15 protein-coding genes are annotated in these 18,443 nt (G+C 51.5%); 11 read left to right on the top strand and 4 right to left on the bottom strand.

The window, feature by feature from the left end; all coding sequences use genetic code 11:
• The first annotated feature begins 16 nt into the window (after nucleotides 1-16).
• Entirely contained in the window at nucleotides 17-1,123 is a 1,107-nt protein-coding gene (locus MMG03_RS04855) for a hypothetical protein (RefSeq protein WP_073157221.1), read from the top strand.
• A 385-nt stretch (nucleotides 1,124-1,508) separates the two neighbouring features.
• On the opposite strand, the gene MMG03_RS04850 is transcribed toward MMG03_RS04855, so the two are convergent.
• Complete coding sequence (locus tag MMG03_RS04850; RefSeq protein WP_199174046.1) at nucleotides 1,509-2,165, bottom strand: hypothetical protein; 657 nt, start codon at nucleotides 2,163-2,165, stop codon at nucleotides 1,509-1,511.
• Between the two features lie 517 nt (nucleotides 2,166-2,682).
• On the opposite strand from MMG03_RS04850, the gene MMG03_RS04845 reads away from it, so the two are divergent.
• Nucleotides 2,683-4,317, top strand: coding sequence for a fumarate hydratase (locus tag MMG03_RS04845; protein ID WP_249505764.1), 1,635 nt, complete (start codon nucleotides 2,683-2,685; stop codon nucleotides 4,315-4,317).
• A gap of 144 nt (nucleotides 4,318-4,461) precedes the next feature.
• On the opposite strand, the gene MMG03_RS04840 is transcribed toward MMG03_RS04845, so the two are convergent.
• The 3 genes from MMG03_RS04840 to MMG03_RS04830 all read right to left on the bottom strand — a co-directional run bounded on the left by MMG03_RS04840 (nucleotide 4,462) and on the right by MMG03_RS04830 (nucleotide 8,354).
• The gene (locus tag MMG03_RS04840; RefSeq protein ID WP_073283873.1) at nucleotides 4,462-5,013 is read right to left on the bottom strand and encodes a pseudouridine synthase; all 552 of its coding nucleotides are present in this window, start codon (nucleotides 5,011-5,013) and stop codon (nucleotides 4,462-4,464) included.
• A gap of 84 nt (nucleotides 5,014-5,097) precedes the next feature.
• Nucleotides 5,098-6,879: a polysaccharide lyase family 1 protein gene (locus MMG03_RS04835; RefSeq protein WP_249505763.1), complete on the bottom strand. Its 1,782-nt coding sequence runs from the start codon at nucleotides 6,877-6,879 to the stop codon at nucleotides 5,098-5,100.
• Between the two features lie 290 nt (nucleotides 6,880-7,169).
• Nucleotides 7,170-8,354, bottom strand: coding sequence for a TraB/GumN family protein (locus tag MMG03_RS04830; RefSeq protein ID WP_073157417.1), 1,185 nt, complete (start codon nucleotides 8,352-8,354; stop codon nucleotides 7,170-7,172).
• Between the two features lie 114 nt (nucleotides 8,355-8,468).
• On the opposite strand from MMG03_RS04830, the gene MMG03_RS04825 reads away from it, so the two are divergent.
• From MMG03_RS04825 to MMG03_RS04785, 9 genes are all read left to right on the top strand, one after another.
• Nucleotides 8,469-9,083, top strand: coding sequence for a hypothetical protein (locus MMG03_RS04825; RefSeq protein ID WP_073157207.1), 615 nt, complete (start codon nucleotides 8,469-8,471; stop codon nucleotides 9,081-9,083).
• 380 nt (nucleotides 9,084-9,463) lie between these two features.
• The gene (locus tag MMG03_RS04820; protein ID WP_249505762.1) at nucleotides 9,464-9,907 is read left to right on the top strand and encodes a hypothetical protein; all 444 of its coding nucleotides are present in this window, start codon (nucleotides 9,464-9,466) and stop codon (nucleotides 9,905-9,907) included.
• 88 nt (nucleotides 9,908-9,995) lie between these two features.
• Nucleotides 9,996-10,664: a (d)CMP kinase gene (cmk, locus tag MMG03_RS04815; RefSeq protein ID WP_073157203.1), complete on the top strand. Its 669-nt coding sequence runs from the start codon at nucleotides 9,996-9,998 to the stop codon at nucleotides 10,662-10,664.
• A gap of 37 nt (nucleotides 10,665-10,701) precedes the next feature.
• Entirely contained in the window at nucleotides 10,702-12,450 is a 1,749-nt protein-coding gene (gene rpsA, locus MMG03_RS04810) for a 30S ribosomal protein S1 (RefSeq protein ID WP_073157201.1), read from the top strand.
• A 461-nt stretch (nucleotides 12,451-12,911) separates the two neighbouring features.
• Nucleotides 12,912-14,231, top strand: a complete 1,320-nt coding sequence (locus MMG03_RS04805; RefSeq protein WP_249505761.1) for a phosphopantothenate--cysteine ligase family flavoprotein — start codon at nucleotides 12,912-12,914, stop codon at nucleotides 14,229-14,231.
• 2 nt (nucleotides 14,232-14,233) lie between these two features.
• Nucleotides 14,234-15,181, top strand: a complete 948-nt coding sequence (locus MMG03_RS04800) for a hypothetical protein (RefSeq protein ID WP_249505760.1) — start codon at nucleotides 14,234-14,236, stop codon at nucleotides 15,179-15,181.
• 108 nt (nucleotides 15,182-15,289) lie between these two features.
• Entirely contained in the window at nucleotides 15,290-16,807 is a 1,518-nt protein-coding gene (gene dnaB, locus MMG03_RS04795; RefSeq protein WP_083539636.1) for a replicative DNA helicase, read from the top strand.
• A 12-nt stretch (nucleotides 16,808-16,819) separates the two neighbouring features.
• Nucleotides 16,820-17,602 carry an ABC transporter permease gene (locus MMG03_RS04790; RefSeq protein ID WP_073157193.1) on the top strand — a complete coding sequence of 261 codons (783 nt, stop codon included), beginning with the start codon at nucleotides 16,820-16,822 and terminating at the stop codon, nucleotides 17,600-17,602.
• A 12-nt stretch (nucleotides 17,603-17,614) separates the two neighbouring features.
• A complete protein-coding gene (locus MMG03_RS04785) occupies nucleotides 17,615-18,409 on the top strand; it encodes an ABC transporter ATP-binding protein (RefSeq protein WP_073157190.1) in 795 nt (264 codons plus the stop codon).
• Nucleotides 18,410-18,443: the final 34 nt, after the last annotated feature.

The following is an 18,443-nucleotide window of genomic DNA, read 5'->3' as shown; positions in this document are numbered from 1 at the left end:
ATCTATATTTACATGCATGACTGTGTTTGGCAATCTTACAAAAAACTTTTCTTTAGTGGCGGCCGGTCTTGCCTTTGGTTTGGCGGCATGTGGCGAAGATGCTACAAGTGCTAACGAACCTTCTCACGAAGCCAATGTTTACTCCAGTGCCGGAGTAGATGTTGTGACCAGTTCCAATTCCGACGCTACCCCTGATTCCGGTTCTGACGTTGGTCCGGCCTCTTCCGCTGCGCAACAGCAGGCAAGGTCCTCTTCCGCCAAGAAATCCGAAACCGCAAGCTCTGACGAAGTGCTTAACGAACCCTCTGGCGTCGTGAACGGATCCTGCTCTCCTTCTACAGACGTTATTCAAAAAGGTGAAATTGCCACTTGGTCCTTCTATCGTGAATCCGGCGATGTCTTCGATGCGATCATGTCTCCCTTCGTCTGGAAGTTCCCGGAACTGAATAAGACTGTTTCCGGTAACGGCATGAATTCCGTGAACATCACCTATACCGAATCCGGCATCTATACTGCGACCCTGAATGTCGATGGTAGCGAAGTGCAGTGCGGTTCCTTGCAGGTTCAGGGCGTGCCCATTGTGGTGAAATCCTGCTCCGCCGAAAAGGCTTCTGTCAATGCTGGCGAAACCATGAGCTGGAATGTGGTTGCTGAATCCGAATCCAAGATTACCGGCTATAGCTGGAGTTCCGATGATGGTGCTATTTCTGGATCTGGTGCCTCGGCTTCTATGACCGCAACTGGCGAAATGCATAAGAAGTCTGTTAAGGTTTCTGTGTCCGTCACCAACGAAGACAAAACCGTGCAGACCTATAGCTGTGACCCGGTTACCGTGGTTGACCCCAATCAGGTTGATGTGGTTATGGCTCACTCCATGGCAGACTCTTCCAAGGCCTTCCCGGGTGGCGAAACCATCGTTGCCCAGTATCCGCCTCAAGCTGTTAACTGTGGCCTGGTCTGCGGTGGTAGCGGAAATGGAATCCTTCTGAATATCGATGGCGAAGAATACACCATTGACTACTCTGCAAACCTTACTCCTGCTGCTTGTACCGACGGTTCTGCCGCCGGAACCAAGATCACGGTTAGCGCTTCCATGAACGTACTTTGCTACGTCACTTACTAGTATATAGGTGAAAGCGGAAAGGTAAAGCAAACCTTATGGACAAGGGCCCGGTGTTAAACCGGGCCTTTTCCGCATAAAGAAAACCGCTGTCATGCAGGAGGTTTCGTTAATGCTTCCTGACGCTCATAAAATAAACGTCATAATGAATTGGCGAAAAAAAGCACCTCCCTAGCGGATCGTGGCCCTCCTTTGTCTCATCTAGCGAGATTGGGCCATGACGCAGGCACTAGACCAGTCTTTTTATGCGAACGGTCAAAAACCTGCCTTTGGGGACAGGTTTTTAGCAGGGGAGATTTTAAGGGGGGGGCGTAGCCCTCCTTTGTCTCATCTAGCGAGAGTGAGCATTGACGCAGGCACTAGACCAGACGTTTTATGCGAACGGTCATTAATCCTTGCCGGTGAAGATGATGACGAGGACGGATGCAACGAATGCTGCAGAGACAATCAGGAATTCCCAGGGATTTTCCATGATGGTGGTCTTTGCAGAACCCATGGATTCGGATTCCATCTTGGCGCGTTCTTCAGCTTCAGCCTTTGCCTGAGCTTCGGCAGCCTTCTTTTCGGCTTCAGCCTTAGCGAGAGCAGCAGAATCAACCGGTGCGGGTTCTGCCTTAGTTTCGAGAACTTCAGCCTTTGCAGTGTCAGCGGCAGGAGCGGCTTCAGCAACCGGTGCGGCTTCAGCAGGAGCTGCTTCAGCGGCAGGTGCGGCAGCGGAATCAGTTGCAGCTACGGCTTCGGCAGGAGCAGCTTCAGCAGCGGGAGCGGCTTCGGCAGCAGGTGCGGCGGCAGCTTCAGCAGGAGCGGCTTCGGCGGCAGGAGCAGCTTCAGCCTTTGCTTCGGCAGCAGGTGCAGCAGCTTCGGCAGCGGGAGCGGCAGCTTCAGCCTTCGGTGCTTCAGCGGCAGGAGCGGCTTCAGCCTTTACTTCGGCAGCGGGAGCCGGTGCAGCGGCGGGTGCAGCAGCGGCAGCGGGTGCTGCAGCTTCAGCAGCGAATGCAATTGCAGAGGCAAACATAGTTGCCAGCATCAGATTCTTCATCTTCATAGGATTCCTCTTTATTTAAAAACTTTAACATTCCAAAAAATAACTCATATTGAGCCGTTTTGATGAGTTTTATGAAAAAAAAGATACAAAAATACCTCAAAAACGTCACCAGACCATCAAATTTTACCTTTGGAGAGCGGCCTAACTGCATTTTGATGCTGTCGGCGACTGGCGGAGGCGGTTCAGATAAAAGTGATGAGTGATGAGTGGTGAGTGATGTGCTGAGGGGGGGGGCAGATATGAATAGCTTATAGTTTAAAGTTTAAAGTATGAAGAGTAATGCTCGCGCCTCGTACCTCACACCTCACACCTCACAGCTGTTTCTTTTCGCTTTAATCTTTCCGCTTTCCGCTAATATTATGTAATTTTTCCCATGTAACTTTAACCCTACGGGTAATTACGAGTTATGAATTATAAAGTATGAATTATGAGAGGAATAATCGCAGCTGCGCTGCCTGGTTAAATCTTGTAATTCGTAATTCGTAATTTGTAATTGCCGAATTCATGAGGCATATTTATGGCATTCAAGTACGAAGCAACCGTACAGCACACCGGTGACACCACCGAATACGTCAACTTGGGCAAGGAAGGCGTTGACCTCGCCGAATTCGAAGGCAAGAAGATCCTGAAGGTTTCCAAGGAAGCCCTCACCAAGATCGCTCAGGCCGCATTTGAAGAAGTCAGCTTCCGTCTCCGTCCGGCTCACACCCAGAAGGTGGCAAAGATCCTCCAGGATCCCGAAGCATCCGACAACGACAAGTTTGTTGCTCTCACCCTCCTGAAGAATGCCTGCGTTGCTGCCAAGGGCGTGCTCCCGTTCTGCCAGGATACCGGTACCGCTATCTGCGTCGCCCACAAGGGTCAGCAGGTCTGGACTGGCTGCGATGATTTCGAAGCCATCTCCGAAGGTATCTACAATGCCTATACTACCAAGAATCTCCGCTACAGCCAGATCGCTCCTCTGACCATGTACGAAGAAAAGAATACCGCTTGCAACCTGCCTGCCCAGATCGACATCCATGCCGAAGAAGGCGCAGACATGAAGTTCCTCTTCGTTGCCAAGGGCGGTGGCTCTGCCAACAAGACTTACTACTGGCCCATGACCAAGGCTCTCCTCACCCCGAAGAACCTTGAAAAGTTCATCTCCGAAAAGGTGAAGACTCTCGGTACCGCTGCTTGCCCGCCGTACCACCTGGCCATCGTTATCGGCGGTACCTCTGCCGAAATGAATACCCACACCGTTAAGCTGGCTAGCTGCGGTTACTATGATGATCTTCCGACCACCGGTTCCGAAGGCGGCCGTATGTTCCGCGACGTGGAAATGGAAGAAAAGGTTCTCCACATCTGTCAGAAGACTGGCATCGGCGCTCAGTTCGGCGGTAAGTACCTGGTCCACGACGTTCGCGTGATCCGTTGCCCCCGTCATGCTGCAAGCTGCCCGGTTTCCATCGGCGTTTCTTGCTCCGCTGACCGTAACATCAAGGCTAAGATCGACGAAAACGGTCTGTGGCTCGAAAAGATGGAACACAATCCGGAACAGTACCTGCCGAAGGGCGAAGCAAAGATCGCCGCTGCAGTGGAAATCGACCTTGACCGTCCCATGAAGGATGTCTGCGCTGAACTGACCAAGTACCCGGTTGCAACTCGCCTGAACCTGAAGGGCACCATGATTGTGGCTCGCGACATGGCTCACGCCAAGATCGCAGAAATCCTGGACAAGCAGGAAGCCGGTCAGGAACTTTCCGACATCGAAAAGAAGGTTCTGGAAGTTGTTTCCAACCACCCGATTTACTACGCCGGTCCGGCTAAGACTCCGGAAGGCATGCCCACTGGTTCCTTCGGTCCTACTACTGCAGGCCGTATGGACCCGTACGTCATGCGCTTCCAGAGCAAGGGCCACTCCATGATCATGGTGGCTAAGGGCAACCGTTCTCAGGACGTTACCGACGCTTGCCAGAAGTTCGGCGGCTTCTACCTGGGCTCCATCGGTGGTCCGGCAGCAATCCTCGCTGAACAGAACATTCTGTCCAACGACATCGTGGCCTTCCCGGAACTGGGCATGGAAGCAATCCGCAAGATCACCATTAAGGACTTCCCCGCCTTTATCTTGGTCGACGATAAGGGTAATGATTTCTTTAAGGGTCTGCTGTAACTGACGACGCGCGAAAGCGCGGTGTCATCCCGAGCGAAGTCGAGGGACCTAGCATAAAAACAACCCCGTCGGAAAAATCCGGCGGGGTGTTTTTTTAGAGTGTCATTGCGAGCTGAAGGCGTGGCAATCTTTTAGAAGGCAAACTTAAATCACTTTCTCGGTCACAACCCGCCATTCACCAGGCTGTAAATCGCCAAGGGGAATGTTCCCGATTTTCACGCGGACCAGACGCAGGGTAGGGAAGCCCACTGCGGCGGTCATGTGACGGACTTGACGGTTTTTTCCTTCAATGAGAGTCAGCTCTACCCAGCTAGTGGGAATGTTGGCGCGGAAACGGACCGGCGGATTGCGGTCCCAGATCCAGTCTGGTGCTGGCACGATGCGGGCCTTGCAGGGCTTGGTATGATACCCCTTGATGTCTACTCCAGCGGCGAGGCGTCGCACGGCTTCTTCGGTAATTTGTCCGTCAACTTGCGCGAGATAAGTGCGAGGATGTTCGAACTTGGGGTCCAGAAGTTTCTTGATGAGCTTGCCGTTATCGGTCAGCAACAAGGCGCCTTCGCTGTCATGATCCAGGCGGCCAGCAGCGTACACTCCGGGCGGAAAGCCGAAGGTGTCCAGAGCGGGGTGACCCGACTCCGGCGTGAACTGGCTTAATACGCCAAAAGGCTTGTTGAACAGGATGACGGTAGACATTGACTCAAATATAAAAAAGCTGAACTCATAAAAGAAAAAACTCCGTTCGATTCTGAACGGAGCTTTTTTATTGGTGGAAGAATTCTAACGAATGGAGATAATGTGGTTAACGCGATTTATACGGACCATGTATCTTCCAGAATTGGGAATGTCGGTTACGATCCGTTCGCTGTTAATCATGCCGACTTTTAGTGGGCGGCCTTGCATATCGAAGATGGCGAATGACTTGCCCTTGGCGCCTTCGATGGTGACGGCGTGACCATTTGTAGTGATGGTGTGTTTGAAGTTTGTGGTGGCTGCGATGGCCTGGGTTTGACTTTCTGCGGAACTGCTAGTCGGTTCTGCATCCTGCTCGCTGCTGGAGAAATCTTCGACGGGCTCGCTGCTGGATGAATCTTCTTTGGTTACGCTGCTGGAACTTTCCGGATTCTTGTTGTTTTCGTCTTTTCCGTTTTCGTCGGTCTTGCCGCTTTCTGTTCCTGCAGTAACGGTGATTGTTCCGCTCTTCGTTGCGGTGGAGTTGCCGCCTGTGGTGGTGATGGTGTACTTGTAACTACCTGCGGCTGCGTTTGCAGAAACGGTTCCCGAAATGTAGAAGTCGGAACCCTTCAATGTTCCGCTGACGCCCTCGGGCAATCCGGTGACGGTTGCGCCGGTGGCGCCTGCAATGGTGTAGTAGAATTCATCGATGGCGCTGCCGGCGGCGACGGTCTGGCTGGAGTTGCCTGTGCCGTGTTTTGTAAGGCTTGCTTCGCCAGAGACGGCTACGGAACTGCTGGAGATGTCATTGCGGGAGCTGGAAGAGTTGGTGGCGGTGGTTGAAGAACTGATTTGAACTTCGGAGGATGAACTTGCCGGAGTGACGGTTCCGCTGCTTCCTGGGTTAGGCAAGGTGGCGCCTGCATACTGTTTAATGGAATCGCGGAGGGCGTAAGCTTTGGCTTGGGTACTTACGTCCGTAAGGCTCATGGAATAGCTGGGTTTGAATGCGGTGCCGGTGCCAGCTTGCTTCTTCTTCACGTTTTCTTCATAGTTGTTGATCATTTGGGCTGCTGTGATGGTGCCATCGCTGGTGTACAAGTCTAGAGCCTTCTGTACGTTCAAGAACACGTTGTTTTCGATGCGAATGTCGGCTTCAACAGCGGCGCGAACGCAGTAGCTGGTGTTCTTGCTGTCGAATAGGTTGTTGGCTACGTGAACCTTGCCGAAGCGTACGCGGGGCATACGTTCTACAACGCCGTCTGCCCACCAGGTGTGATGGAAAGTGACATTGAGATGGCCACGGTCGGAAGTCTTTGTCTTGCTGTTGCCAATGAGGTTGCTGAACTGGTGGCCTGTGCTCTTGCTGGTGTAGCTGAACTTGGTCCAGGAAATGGTCACGTAGTCAGAAGCGTTGGTGATGTCCAGGTTGCCGTCGTGACCGTCATAAATGTCGACGTGGTCAATCCAGACGTTCTTGGATTCGTGATTCACCTGGAGGCAATCTTCGTCGTCATCGTCGTGGGCGCCGATGCCCTGGAATTTCAGGTTGCGGATAATGACGTTCTTGGATCCGCTAAGCTTCATGGCGCTGCCGGTGGTGGGTTGGGTGATGACTGCGCCCTGGTAACCGTAGATGGTTACGTTGCTACCCACGTTGATGGGGCCTGCGTAAGTACCCGGCTTTACATAGATAATCTTGTTTCCCGCCTTGGCGTAATTGGCCAATTCACTGGTGGTGCTGACGGTAACTTCGCCGTAGCCCTTGCCGCCGGTGGTGCCGCCGTTCTGGGTGGCGAAGCCGGTCATAGGAAAGTCCGGAGAAGTAACTGCCGTTGCGACGGTGGCGAGGCCAAAGGCCATTGCTGTGAAAATTTTGGAATTCATACCCACATCCCTTTTTATAACACCTTGATTTTGAGACAATCGTTTTTACTTAAAGTTTAATGTTCTCAAAATCTTTCTTATAATTTAATCCTGGAATTAAGGCGTGTCAATAGGTGATGGTGAATATTTGTTTAAATTTTACACAAAATTTAAACAAATGTTTTGAAAGTTTAATTTTGTGTTCTCAAAATTTGTTGAATACCGTGTTTTTGAACGTTCCTGTATAACAGAAAAGCCCCCGTGCTTGCGGAGGCTTCTAAAAAATGAGATTCGGCCTAAATTTGTTTTTTTTACAGAGCCTGGTAAATATTGAAAATTGCCAGGATCTTGCCCACGATAGCGGGGAGGCCCGGGCACAGGAAGCAGAGGATCACTCGGGTCACACGGTTCTTCCACCAGCGCTTGACCTGCCAGATGTCGTCGGTAAGGGTTTCCATTTCGGCCACGCGGGGCGGACGCATGTAGACCTGGGTAAGGGCGGTAAAGAATCCAACGCCAATGAGGGGCGTAAGGCCTGTGAAGGGGGCTGTTATCAGGGCCACCAAAATGGTCAGAGGGTGACCTCCGGCGATAATGGTTCCCAGCATGGCTCCACCGCCGGTCAGCATGGCCCACTGGAGGCTCAGTTCTCCAGCCTTGGCGGCTCCGGCGTGAATACCCACGGCGATAATGCTTGCAATGATGGCGATGGGAATGGCCCAGCCGATAATTTTCCAGATGGGTGCGCTCTTGGGGATGACACTGATGGATTCTTCGCTGGGGAGTTCCTTGTCTTCTTCGATGATGCTTGCGATGCCGCGCATATGGCCTGCGCCGACTACAGCGACAATCTTGTTGCCGGGGGCGTTCTTGATCTTGCTGGCCAGGAACTGGTCGCGTTCGTCGATGAGGACCTGCTTCACTTCGGGGAAGGACTTGCCGAATTCCTGCATCATTCCGTTCAGGGCGTCCTGTTCCTTGATCTTTGCCAGTTCCTCTTCGCTGACTTCGGTCTTGTCGAAAATGCTGGCGAAAAGACCGCCCAAAAGGCTGAGCTTGCGATACCAGGGGGTGCAGGCCCAGGTGCGGCGGAGGGTAATCTTGATGTCGCGGTCTGCCAAGACCAGCTCGTGTCCGGCGTTTTCGGCCACGTCAACGGCTTCTTTCAGTTCGGAGCCGGGCTTGACGCCAGTCTGTGCGCCCATGCGCTTCTGATAGGAGCCCAGCACCAGGTTGGCGATAAGGGTGCCTAATTGCTTGTTCTTGATGACCTGTCGCAGGTCCATCGTTTTCCAGCGGTCGGGGTCCTTGATAGACTTGAGACGGCCGTCATCCAGTTCAACGCAGACGGTATCCGGTTTTTCGGCCTCGATGGTCTCGCGGACGAGGTCCTTGGAGGCCTGGGAAATGTGGGCTGTGCCGATAAGGATGATTTCCCTGGGGGTGCCTTGGGTGTTTTCCTTGTTTATACGGTAGATGTCTGCGCTTTCTGTCATGGTGAATGCCAATGTAGCAAAGAGATGCGTAAAAATTTTTTTGAAATTTGCAAATATTTCGTAAAAGTGTGTATATTTAGGCGGGATTTTTAAATTTTTTCGGAGGAATGTCCTATGAAAAAAATTCTGGTGTGCTTTGCAGCTTTGGCTGCTATGGTTCTGTCTGCCTGTAGCGGAACTAAGGCTGACGATCCTGAAGCCTTGGATAACGCACTGGTTGCATTTACTTCTTGTGTGCAGGGTTCCCGTTGGCAGGAAGCTCTGGAGTATGTGACTCCGGATGAAGCCGATGCTATCGCAACCTCTGACGGCTACGAATTTAAGGAAGACTACAAGGTCGCCGCACGTCGTCTGCCCCTTTCCACCCTCCGCCGCGCCGGTCTGGAAGTGGACTCCAAGGGTCGTCTGGTAGGTATCAAGGATGCCATGGACGAAGCCAACGAACGTAACGTCATGTCTGCAGAACAGGCCAAAGTCGGTACCAACTTGAAGCAGATGGAAGACGAACGCATCAAGCGCCGCCTCGAACAGGGTCAGAAGATTATGCAGGAAGAAGAAGAAGCTGCTAATCAGGAACAGGAAGAAATTGTCTATTCCAACAAGCTGACTGAAGAAGAAAAGCGCAAGTACGGTAGCACCCGTGATCTGCAGGCTCCCGAGGAATTCTCTGACGAGAATACCCAGGCCGCTGAAGAACAAATCTACAACGGCGACTACGACAATCCGTAATTGGAATGCAACGAATTTAAGAAGCGGGCTTCGGCTCGCTTTTTTTTATGAGTGGCTGATGGCGGGTTTACTAACTAAATAGGGGTGGTGGCCGATTTGGTTAGTAAAAATGTGAAAAATCACAGGGTGCTTTGGAGTGGAGGTGGTATCGCTACTGACCAAATGGACAGTAAGATGGCTTTGGGTTAGTAAAGATCCTTGGAAATGGGGAAAAGGGAGTGTGGATAAATTAATTTTTTACTAACCATTTGGCTTTTTTAGGATGGATTGGTTCGTAGGGTGTAATGGAACTACCTTCCAAATGCGCGAAAAATGAGTTTTGGTTAGTAAAAGAAGGCGTGGGGTATGTCTGTGGTTTGATGAACTTTCTATTTTATCGGATGATGAAAGTCAAACTGTTTAAAACACTTGTTTGCCCGTTGGCGCTGTTGACCCTGCTCCTGGTGGGGTGTGGTGACTTGACTGCGGGGGACCCGGCGGCAAACGGATATCAGTTCAACAAGAGCTTTTACTATTACTATTCCGAGACCTGCAGGTACGATGCCATTGGCGCCTATGACTGCGGCCGCCTGGAATCCATCAGCCCTTCGTTCAAGGTGAGGCTCCGGATCGATTCCGATGATTTTGCAACCTTGAATCTGGATGGGACGTACTACTATTATAAGCCTAGTGAATATGGCCGCGGTTACGACGATGACTTTGGCGGTTATTACAGTTTTTATGAGGATGAAGACCGCCTTGATGTCTATAAGAGCGGGGAATTGATGGCATATTGGGGCGATGATGGCTATGTCACGTTCTATTATTATGATTTGCCGTACTAAAAGGACGTTTTATTCCCCTTTTTTTATAGATCGGTTAGCGGGCTCTACTTGAAGCCCCTTTTTATTTTTTCTAAATTACGCGCCACTCATGAGTACATCCGAAAACTTTGTTATTGCACTTGATGGTGGCAGCGGTACCGGTAAGAGCACCACTGCAAAGCTGATTGCCAAGAAGCTGGGCATTACCTACCTGGATACAGGGGCTATGTACCGCGCTGTGACTTTCGCCGCCCTCGAGAAGGGACTTCCTGCCGAGGAAGGTCCTGCCATGGATGAACTCCTCAAGAATTTAAAGCTTAGCTTTGACTCCGAAAACCACATCCTCATCGACGGCGTGTCTTACGAATCCGACATCCGCGGTATGCGCGTTTCTTCTAACGTGAGCATCTACTGCGCCCTGCCGTCTGTCCGCCGCGCCATGACCGACAAGCAGCGCGAGATCGGTGCCGTTTCCAGTTGCATCCTGGATGGCCGCGACATCGGTACCGTGGTTTTCCCCAATGCCAAGTACAAGTTTTTCCTCGTCACCGACGTGAAGGTTCGCGCCGAACGACGCCTCAAGGAACTCCTTGAACGCGGAGAAAAGGTGACCTATGAGGAAGTTCTGGAGAACCTGGTCGAACGTGACCGTCTGGATTCCTCTAGAGCTACGGCCCCTCTCAAGAAGGCCGACGACGCTATTGAAATTGACACTACACAAACCTCAATTGAACAACAGGTTCAAAAAATTCTCGACTACGTAGGTGTAGTGGCGTAGCTTGAATTTTTTTAACCGCAACCAAAAACAAACTAATATGGCAAACACAATCAAATTCGGTTCTCAGGCTGACCTCGACGAAATCCTTGCTGCACAGGCTTCTTGCACTGCTGACTTCCGCAAGGCTAACGCTGACATCTACGCTGGTATGGACTGCCTCGAACAGGGCAAGCTCGTTACCGGTAAGATCTCTCAGGTCAACGATCAGGAAGTTCTCATCGACGTGAACTACAAGTCCGAAGGCGTTATCGAACGCGGTGAATTCAAGGACTCTGACTCCCTGGAAATCGGTTCTGAAATTGAAGTTTTCGTAGAAAAGCTTGAAGATGAAGACGGCCGTCTCATCCTCTCCAAGCAGAAGGCTGACTTCGTTCGCGTATGGGATCGCATCCATGCTGCATTCGAAAACAACGAAGTGGTCAAGGGTACCCTCACCAAGCGCATCAAGGGCGGCGTTGTTGTCGACCTGTTCGGTATCGATGCATTCCTCCCGGGTTCCCAGATCGATCTCCGCCAGATTCCGGACATCAATGCCCTCATCGGTCAGGACTTCGACCTCAAGGTTATCAAGGTTAACAAGGCTCGCCGTAACATCGTCGTTTCCCGCCGTGTTGTTCTCGAAGAAGAACGCAACAAGCAGCGTGGCGACGTTCTCGAAACCCTCGAAAAGAACCAGGTTCGCAAGGGTATCGTCAAGAACATCACCGACTTCGGTGCATTCATTGACCTCGGCGGCGTAGATGGCCTCCTCCACATCACCGACATGAGCTACAAGCGCATCAACCACCCCACCGAAATGGTCCAGCTCGGCCAGGAAGTGGAAGTCATGGTGCTCGACTTCAACGACAAGAAGGAACGTATCTCTCTCGGCATGAAGCAGCTTAAGCCGCATCCCTGGAAGGATATCGCTGAACGTTACCCCGAAGGCGCTATCGTTAAGGGTAAGGTTGTTTCCATCACCGATTACGGTGCATTCATTGAACTGGATTCCGGCGTTGAAGGCCTCATCCATGTTTCTGAAATGTCCTGGACTCAGCACGTCAAGCACCCGTCCAAGATCCTCACCGTCGGTCAGGAAGTCGAAGCTGTCGTTCTCAAGGTTGAAGAAGATGCAGAACGTATCTCTCTCGGCATGAAGCAGCTGGAATCCGATCCGTGGGATACCATCGAAACCGAACTTCCCCCGGGCGCACGCGTGGTTGGTGAAATCCGCAACATCGCTTCCTTCGGCGCTTTCGTCGAAATCAAGGAAGGTGTTGATGGCCTCATCCACGTTTCTGACATGTCCTGGACCAAGAAGATCACCCATCCGAACGAAATGGTCAAGAAGGGTGACAAGGTCGAATGCGTCGTTCTCGCTGTCGATAAGGAAAAGCGCCGCATTTCTCTGTCCATGAAGCACCTCACCGAAGATCCGTGGGATTCCATCGATGCTTCTTATCCGGTTAACGCAGAAGTGAACGGCAAGATCGTTCGCATGCTGGACCGCGGTGTTGTTGTTGAACTGGGCGAAGGCATCGAAGGCTTCATCCCCGTTTCCAAGCTGACTGCTGAATACATCAAGGTTCCTGCCGATGCATTCAAGGTTGGTGACGAAGTTCCGGCTGTTGTTACTGAAATCGATCAGAACAACCGCAAGATTTACCTCTCTGTTGTCGACTACTTCAAGAGCCGTGAATCTGCTGAACTGAAGGCTTGGATGGACTCTCATAAGCCGGGCGAAAACGGCACCACTATCGGTGACGCAGCTCCCAAGGCTAAGAAGTCCGCTAAGAAGGAAGCTTAATAGCGAAGGGCTGTGAGGTATGAGGTCGCAAGCCTTCGGCTTGCTTTGAGGTGACTCAAGACTCATGCCTCATTTCTCAAAACACATAGCTTGAGGAATCCCGTGGTTAACGCCGCGGGGTTTCTTTTTTTGATTTGGTGAAAATTTGGACTCCAATTGCGGGAAAAAATATGGTTTGGAGTCCATATATTTACGTTGTTTGTATATGCGAGAGTGCGATTAAGGTCAATATGGACTCCATTTAGCGTATTTGGGGAAATTTGGAGCCCATCTGTTAGAAAAATTAATGGGGATAATTGACTTTTTGCGTTAATTTGTTCTAAATTATGGACTCCAAATAAACATGATCGCTCGGTTTGGAGCCCATTTATGCCCGAAACGGTCCTTTTGCATTTAAATTCGACCTGATGTTGTTAGATTTTCTGCAGGATTTAAGTTTTAATTTTTCTACAATTTAGGACATGGATTTAGCTGGAAAGAAAATTCTACTTGGTGTTTCTGGCGGGATTGCCGCCTACAAGTCCTGCGAACTTTTGCGACTGTTGCAAAAGAAGGGGGCCGAGGTGCGCGTCTGCATGACGGAGGCTGCAACTCAGTTTGTGGCGCCTTTGACTTTTGCTAGCCTTTCCAAGTGTCCCGTATATTTGAAGAACGGGGCGGTGGAGGCTCGTCCTTTCCAGCATATTGATTTCCCCCGATGGGCCGACATTTACCTGGTGGTCCCCGCCACGGCCAATGTAATCGGTAAGTTCGCCTACGGCATTGCCGATGATCCTGTAAGCCTTTGCTTTATGAGTTGCACTTGCGAACGTTTTGTGGCGCCTGCCATGAATGTGGCTATGTATAATTCGCCGGCGGTCAAGCGCAATCTGGAAACACTTCGTCATTTTGAAAATACCTGTGTGCTGGAAAGTCCCGCTGGCTTTTTGGCCTGCGGCGAAGTGGGGCAGGGAAGGCTTCTGGAACCCGCGCAGATTGTGGATTTTTTGGAGGCGAGAGAGGAACGTCGAACGGAGTGCGAAAAGTCTGTGGCCCAACTGCAGGTTTCTGACGCTCAGAAGTTCCTTGAGGAGTCTGCCAAACTTGACTTACCTGGTGCCTGTAACCTGTCGCCTGAAGCCTCGACTCGCCGAGTTCTGATTACTGCCGGTCGAACCGAAGAAGCTATCGATCCGGTCCGTTATATTTCTAATCGCAGTAGCGGAAAGACTGCTGTCGCCTTGTCTGCGGTGTTCCTGGCAAATGGTTTTGACGTAGAAGTTGTGGCCGGTCCCATGGAAGCTGAATTCCCCGGTGGCGTCAAGGTGATCCGAGTCAAGAGCGCTTGTGAAATGCATGACGCGGTTCTTGCCCGCCAGCCCCACGTAGATGCCCTTGTCCATTGTGCGGCCGTGGCTGATTACCGCCCTGCCAATCCGGCTAACGAAAAAATCAAGGATAGCCGCAGTCAGCTGGTTATCGAACTGGTTCCCAATCCCAACATCTTGCGGGACTGTTCCGCTGCCCGAAAGCAGGGACAGGTGATTGTCGGTTTCGCCCTGGAAACAGATCATTTCAAGGAACATGCTGCCGAAAAATTCCAGAAGTCCGGAGCCGATGCTCTCCTCCTGAATGCGCCTGTGGCTTCGGATAGCGGCTTCGGAAAGGATAACGTGCGCTTTGCCCTGGTGGAGCACGACAAGCCTATTCCGGAACTTTCCATGGGCAGCAAGGTTTCCCTGGCAGAGACCATCGTCAGTTTCTGTATGTCCCGTCTGACCCAAAATCGAGTTGAGGGGTAAGCATGTCTGAAGAATACAATTTTAGCGCTCTACGCAATTATCTGGCCGCCCAGATTGACCTGGGTGATGCAGACTTGCTGATGGATGAACCTTGGGCTCCCGTGAAGAAGGCTGTTGCCCGTCCTGCAGGCCGTAACCTGCCGCCGATTCCCAGACCCCAGGCCGCCCCAGCCCCCGCAGCGACTCCCCGTCCGGTTCCCAGGAACTTGCCGCCTACATTCCCCAATGCAAGGCCCGCTTCTCAGGAATCCATGGAAGACTCTTCGGAAGGCTTGTCTATTCCAAATATGCCCATTCCCGACAATACCGGACTTACGGGCAGTTTCTTTGGGGATATTCCTGCAGCCCCTGCACAGGCTGCTGTTCCCGCTCCGGCACCTCGCACCGTCAAGAGAGCCGCTTCCGCTTACGAATCAGTGCTGAGCCTGAACGACTTTTACGAAGCCATCAAGTCCGAGGCCTTGTACGCCAAGGAACCGCAGGTCTTGCGTTATGCCGGACCTGCCAATCCCAAGTTGCTGTTCCTTTTGCAGGCTGCCAAGCAGGGCGAAACTACTGAGAATTTCTTGACCACTCCTGTGGGTGAAATGCTTGGACGCCTTTTTGTTAGCCTAGGCTATGATGTAGCGGATATCGGCATCACGTACTTCTTCAAGTCTACGGATCGCCCCCTGGCCCCCCTATTGGACGCGGCCCTCAAGAAAATGTTGGCCAAGGAAGTTTCCTTTATCAAGCCTGAAATCATGGTCACCTTTGGTCAGCCCCTGTTCTACAAGGTCATGGGCAAGAACAAGAATTTTGACGAATTGGCTGGTACCGCTCAGGACTTCGAAGGGGTAAGAACCGTAAGCCTGGTGGACCCCTACGCCATGGTGAACGATAAGCAGATGAAATGGCTCACCTGGAAAATTCACATTCCCCGCAGTGGTTTGTTCAAGGCAAAAGTCTAGGAATTGCATTGCGATCCTTTCAAAAAAACACCGTTTTGATACGATGAATAACGGCTCCCTGAAAATGGGAGCCTTTTCAAATTTTATATTTCAAAATGGAAAATTATTATGTCAGAATTTGATAACGAACAGAACTTCCCTGAGCCGGAATTCGATCAGGGCTATTCGGAACCGAACTACAGCGAACCGGAATATACGCCGAAGAAGCGTGGCTCCGATTCTGGAAAGTTTGAAGGCCGTCAGGTCCCTATGGACCTGGATGCGGAACGTTGCCTGCTGGGCAGCATCTTGCGCGATCCTGAAGTGATGGGCGAAGCCATCATGATTATTAAAGATGAAGGGTACTTCTACCTGGAAAAACATCAGCTGATATGGACCGCCTTGTGTACGTTAAATCGTAACGTTACCCCTATTGACCTGGTGACCTTGGCTTCTGAACTGGAAACCATGGGCAAGCTGTCTTTGGTGGGCGGTCGTGAGTATCTGTTCGATTTGATGGAATCGGTGGCGTCTTCGGCAAACGCTTCCTGGCATATGGAGCTGCTCCGCAAGAAGGCTTCTTTGCGTAAACTCATCGATATGAGTTCCACCATTATCAGGAATGCCATGGATCCGGCTGCCGCTCCCGACGAGGTGCTGCAAGATGCCGAACGCGATATGTTTGCCATCGCCGATGACCAGGTCCGCGATTCCCTGAAGCCTATTAACCAGTTCATGACGCCTCTCCTGGAACGTCTGAATAACCGTAAGGATGGCATTACCGGCATTCGAACCGGCATTACCGAACTGGATGAACTGACCAACGGTCTACAGAAGTCCGACTTGATTATTCTGGCAGCCCGTCCTGGTGTGGGTAAGACCTCTTTCGCCATGACCATTGCCGCAAACGCCGCCATCAAGTTCAATCAGAACGTGGCCTTCTTCAGCCTAGAAATGGATGGTGTGCAGTTGGCTCAGCGTCTACTGAGCTCCCAGGCTGGCATCGACCAGAGCCGCCTTCGTAACGGCCACTTGACCAACGACGAAAAGCGCCAGCTTATTGCCGCTGTGACTCCCATTAGCCAGGCTCCTTTGTACGTGGACGACAATGCTGACCTTGGCATTATGGAACTGATGAGTAAGGCCCGCCAGCTCAAGCGCAAGAACAAGCTGGATCTCTTGATTATCGACTACTTGCAGTTGATGAAGACTGGCAAGGAAGAAAACCGTGCCGTGGCTATCGGCGCCATTTCCCGTGGTCTTAAAATCCTGGCCAAGGAAATGCAGGTGCCCGTGATTGCTTTGGCCCAGCTCTCCCGTAAGGTGGAAGAAAAGGGTCGCGAACGTCCTCAGCTTTCTGACCTTCGTGAATCAGGTTCTATCGAACAGGATGCCGACATGGTGTGGTTCGTGGAACGTAAGTTCGTGCAGACCCATAAGGAAGAAGACCGCAATCAGGCGGAACTAATTGTGGCCAAGCATCGTAACGGTTCCGTTAAGGATATCAGGATGACTTTCATTCCCGAATATACCACCTTCTACGATGCCGCACCCGATGATATGGGTGAAGGTGGTGATGGTGGAGCCTACGTCTATGATGATGGTGGCGATATGGGGGGCGGCGCTCCCGACTTTGCGGACTTTTAAGGAGAATTTCTGATGCCTCTGCTCCTTCGTCCTTTTGCCTGGATTGGCGAAATCATCGTAACCGGTATTTCCAATATCGGTGAGGTTGTCTGCATTCTGTTGAATACGCTGAAGCAGCTCCGTTACATCCACAAGAATCCTGACCTTATTGCGAAGCAGATGATTTCCATTGGCGTATCGTCTCTTCCGTTGTTGTTTGTGACCTCTCTATTTACGGGCATGGTGGCTACGGTTTGTGCAAAGTTCGAATTCCACAATTTGGTGGCCGATAAGTTTGTCGGTACTGCGGCCTGTAAGATGGTGCTTATCGAACTGGGCCCCCTGCTTACTGCTATTGTGCTTTCTGGCCGTGTAGGTAGCGCCATTGCCGCAGAACTGGGTTCCATGAAAGAAAAGGAAGAACTGGCGGCGTACACCGTGCTCGGACTGGAACCGTACCGTTACCTGGCGTTGCCTCGCTTTGTGGCCTTCTTTACCATGATTCCCTGTCTGACCATTATTTCTAATGCCCTGGCCATTATCGGTGGTTGGATTGTTTGCGTGTTGGGTCTGGATATTACGACTTACACCTATGTGACGGGTATGCAGTACTTGTTCGATCCTATGGATCTTTGGTCTGGTGTGTTGAAGTCCTTTGTTTTTGGAACCCTCATCTTCTTGTTGGGCTACTACCATGGCGTTAATGCCAAGGCCGGCGCCCGAGGTGTGGGTCTTGCGACCATGAGCGTTGTTGTGTCCAGTTGCCTTATGATCTTGATTGCTGACTTTGTCCTGGATGCATTCCTATTCTTCTAGAGCAGGTAGATTATGCCCAATGTGAAGATTGACCCGAACGATATCGCTATCCGCCTGAAGGGCCTTAAGAAGTCCTTCGGACCTCAGGACGTGCTTTGCGATGTGAACCTGGATATCCGCCGTGGCGAGACCATGGTGATCATCGGTAAGTCCGGTGGTGGTAAGTCTGTGATTCTGAAGCACATGATCGGTCTGTTGCAGCCCGATGGTGGTGAAGTGACTGTGGACGGTGTGACTATCAGTACGCCTAAATTTTTTGATACCCATACCATTCGTCGCAAGATGGGCATGCTGTTCCAGATGGGCGCCCTGTTCGACTCCATGGATACCGGTGAGAACATTGCCTTCGCTCTTCGCGAACATCATCCGGAACTGTCTGAAAAACAGATTCAGGATGTGGTGACCGAAAAACTTCAGATGATCAACCTGGTACCGGAATTCCGAACCAAGATGCCTTCTGAACTTTCTGGCGGTATGCGCAAGCGTGTTGCCCTGGCCCGCGCCATTGCCCTGAATCCCGAAATCTTGCTGTACGATGAACCCACAACCGGTCTGGACCCCATTACCAGCGACGTGATTAACGACTTGATCCTGGATATGCAGAGCAAGCTTGGTGTGACCTCCGTGGTGGTGACCCATGACATGGTGAGCGCCTTCAAGGTGGCTGACCGAATCGCCATGCTTTACAATGGACGTATCATTGAAGTGGGTACGGTAGACGAAATAAAGAACACCAGTAACCCATATGTGCACCAATTTATTACGGGACAGCGTAAAATCTCTGTAGAAGAGGATCATCAGGGGTAAAAACACCCTTTAACCTGTAACGTTTTGACTTAGA

The sequence above is a fragment of the Fibrobacter sp. HC4 genome (assembly GCF_023373925.1).
In the GTDB taxonomy this organism is placed as follows: domain Bacteria; phylum Fibrobacterota; class Fibrobacteria; order Fibrobacterales; family Fibrobacteraceae; genus Fibrobacter.
The sequence above is the reverse complement of the archived record's forward strand: the minus strand, read 5'-3'. Positions and strand labels throughout refer to the sequence as shown.

Bases quoted from the DNA above. Each gene is read 5' to 3' on its own strand.
- MMG03_RS04850 (WP_199174046.1), bottom strand. From the start codon at position 2,165: ATGAAGATGAAGAATCTGATGCTGGCAACTATGTTTGCCTCTGCAATT.
- MMG03_RS04825 (WP_073157207.1), top strand. From the start codon at position 8,469: ATGAAAAAAATTCTGGTGTGCTTTGCAGCTTTGGCTGCTATGGTTCTG.
- MMG03_RS04830 (WP_073157417.1), bottom strand. From the start codon at position 8,354: ATGACAGAAAGCGCAGACATCTACCGTATAAACAAGGAAAACACCCAA.
- cmk (WP_073157203.1), top strand. From the start codon at position 9,996: ATGAGTACATCCGAAAACTTTGTTATTGCACTTGATGGTGGCAGCGGT.
- MMG03_RS04855 (WP_073157221.1), top strand. From the start codon at position 17: ATGACTGTGTTTGGCAATCTTACAAAAAACTTTTCTTTAGTGGCGGCC.
- MMG03_RS04845 (WP_249505764.1), top strand. From the start codon at position 2,683: ATGGCATTCAAGTACGAAGCAACCGTACAGCACACCGGTGACACCACC.
- rpsA (WP_073157201.1), top strand. From the start codon at position 10,702: ATGGCAAACACAATCAAATTCGGTTCTCAGGCTGACCTCGACGAAATC.
- MMG03_RS04785 (WP_073157190.1), top strand. From the start codon at position 17,615: ATGCCCAATGTGAAGATTGACCCGAACGATATCGCTATCCGCCTGAAG.
- MMG03_RS04840 (WP_073283873.1), bottom strand. From the start codon at position 5,013: ATGTCTACCGTCATCCTGTTCAACAAGCCTTTTGGCGTATTAAGCCAG.
- MMG03_RS04835 (WP_249505763.1), bottom strand. From the start codon at position 6,879: ATGAATTCCAAAATTTTCACAGCAATGGCCTTTGGCCTCGCCACCGTC.
- dnaB (WP_083539636.1), top strand. From the start codon at position 15,290: ATGTCAGAATTTGATAACGAACAGAACTTCCCTGAGCCGGAATTCGAT.
- MMG03_RS04820 (WP_249505762.1), top strand. From the start codon at position 9,464: ATGATGAAAGTCAAACTGTTTAAAACACTTGTTTGCCCGTTGGCGCTG.
- MMG03_RS04800 (WP_249505760.1), top strand. From the start codon at position 14,234: ATGTCTGAAGAATACAATTTTAGCGCTCTACGCAATTATCTGGCCGCC.
- MMG03_RS04805 (WP_249505761.1), top strand. From the start codon at position 12,912: ATGGATTTAGCTGGAAAGAAAATTCTACTTGGTGTTTCTGGCGGGATT.
- MMG03_RS04790 (WP_073157193.1), top strand. From the start codon at position 16,820: ATGCCTCTGCTCCTTCGTCCTTTTGCCTGGATTGGCGAAATCATCGTA.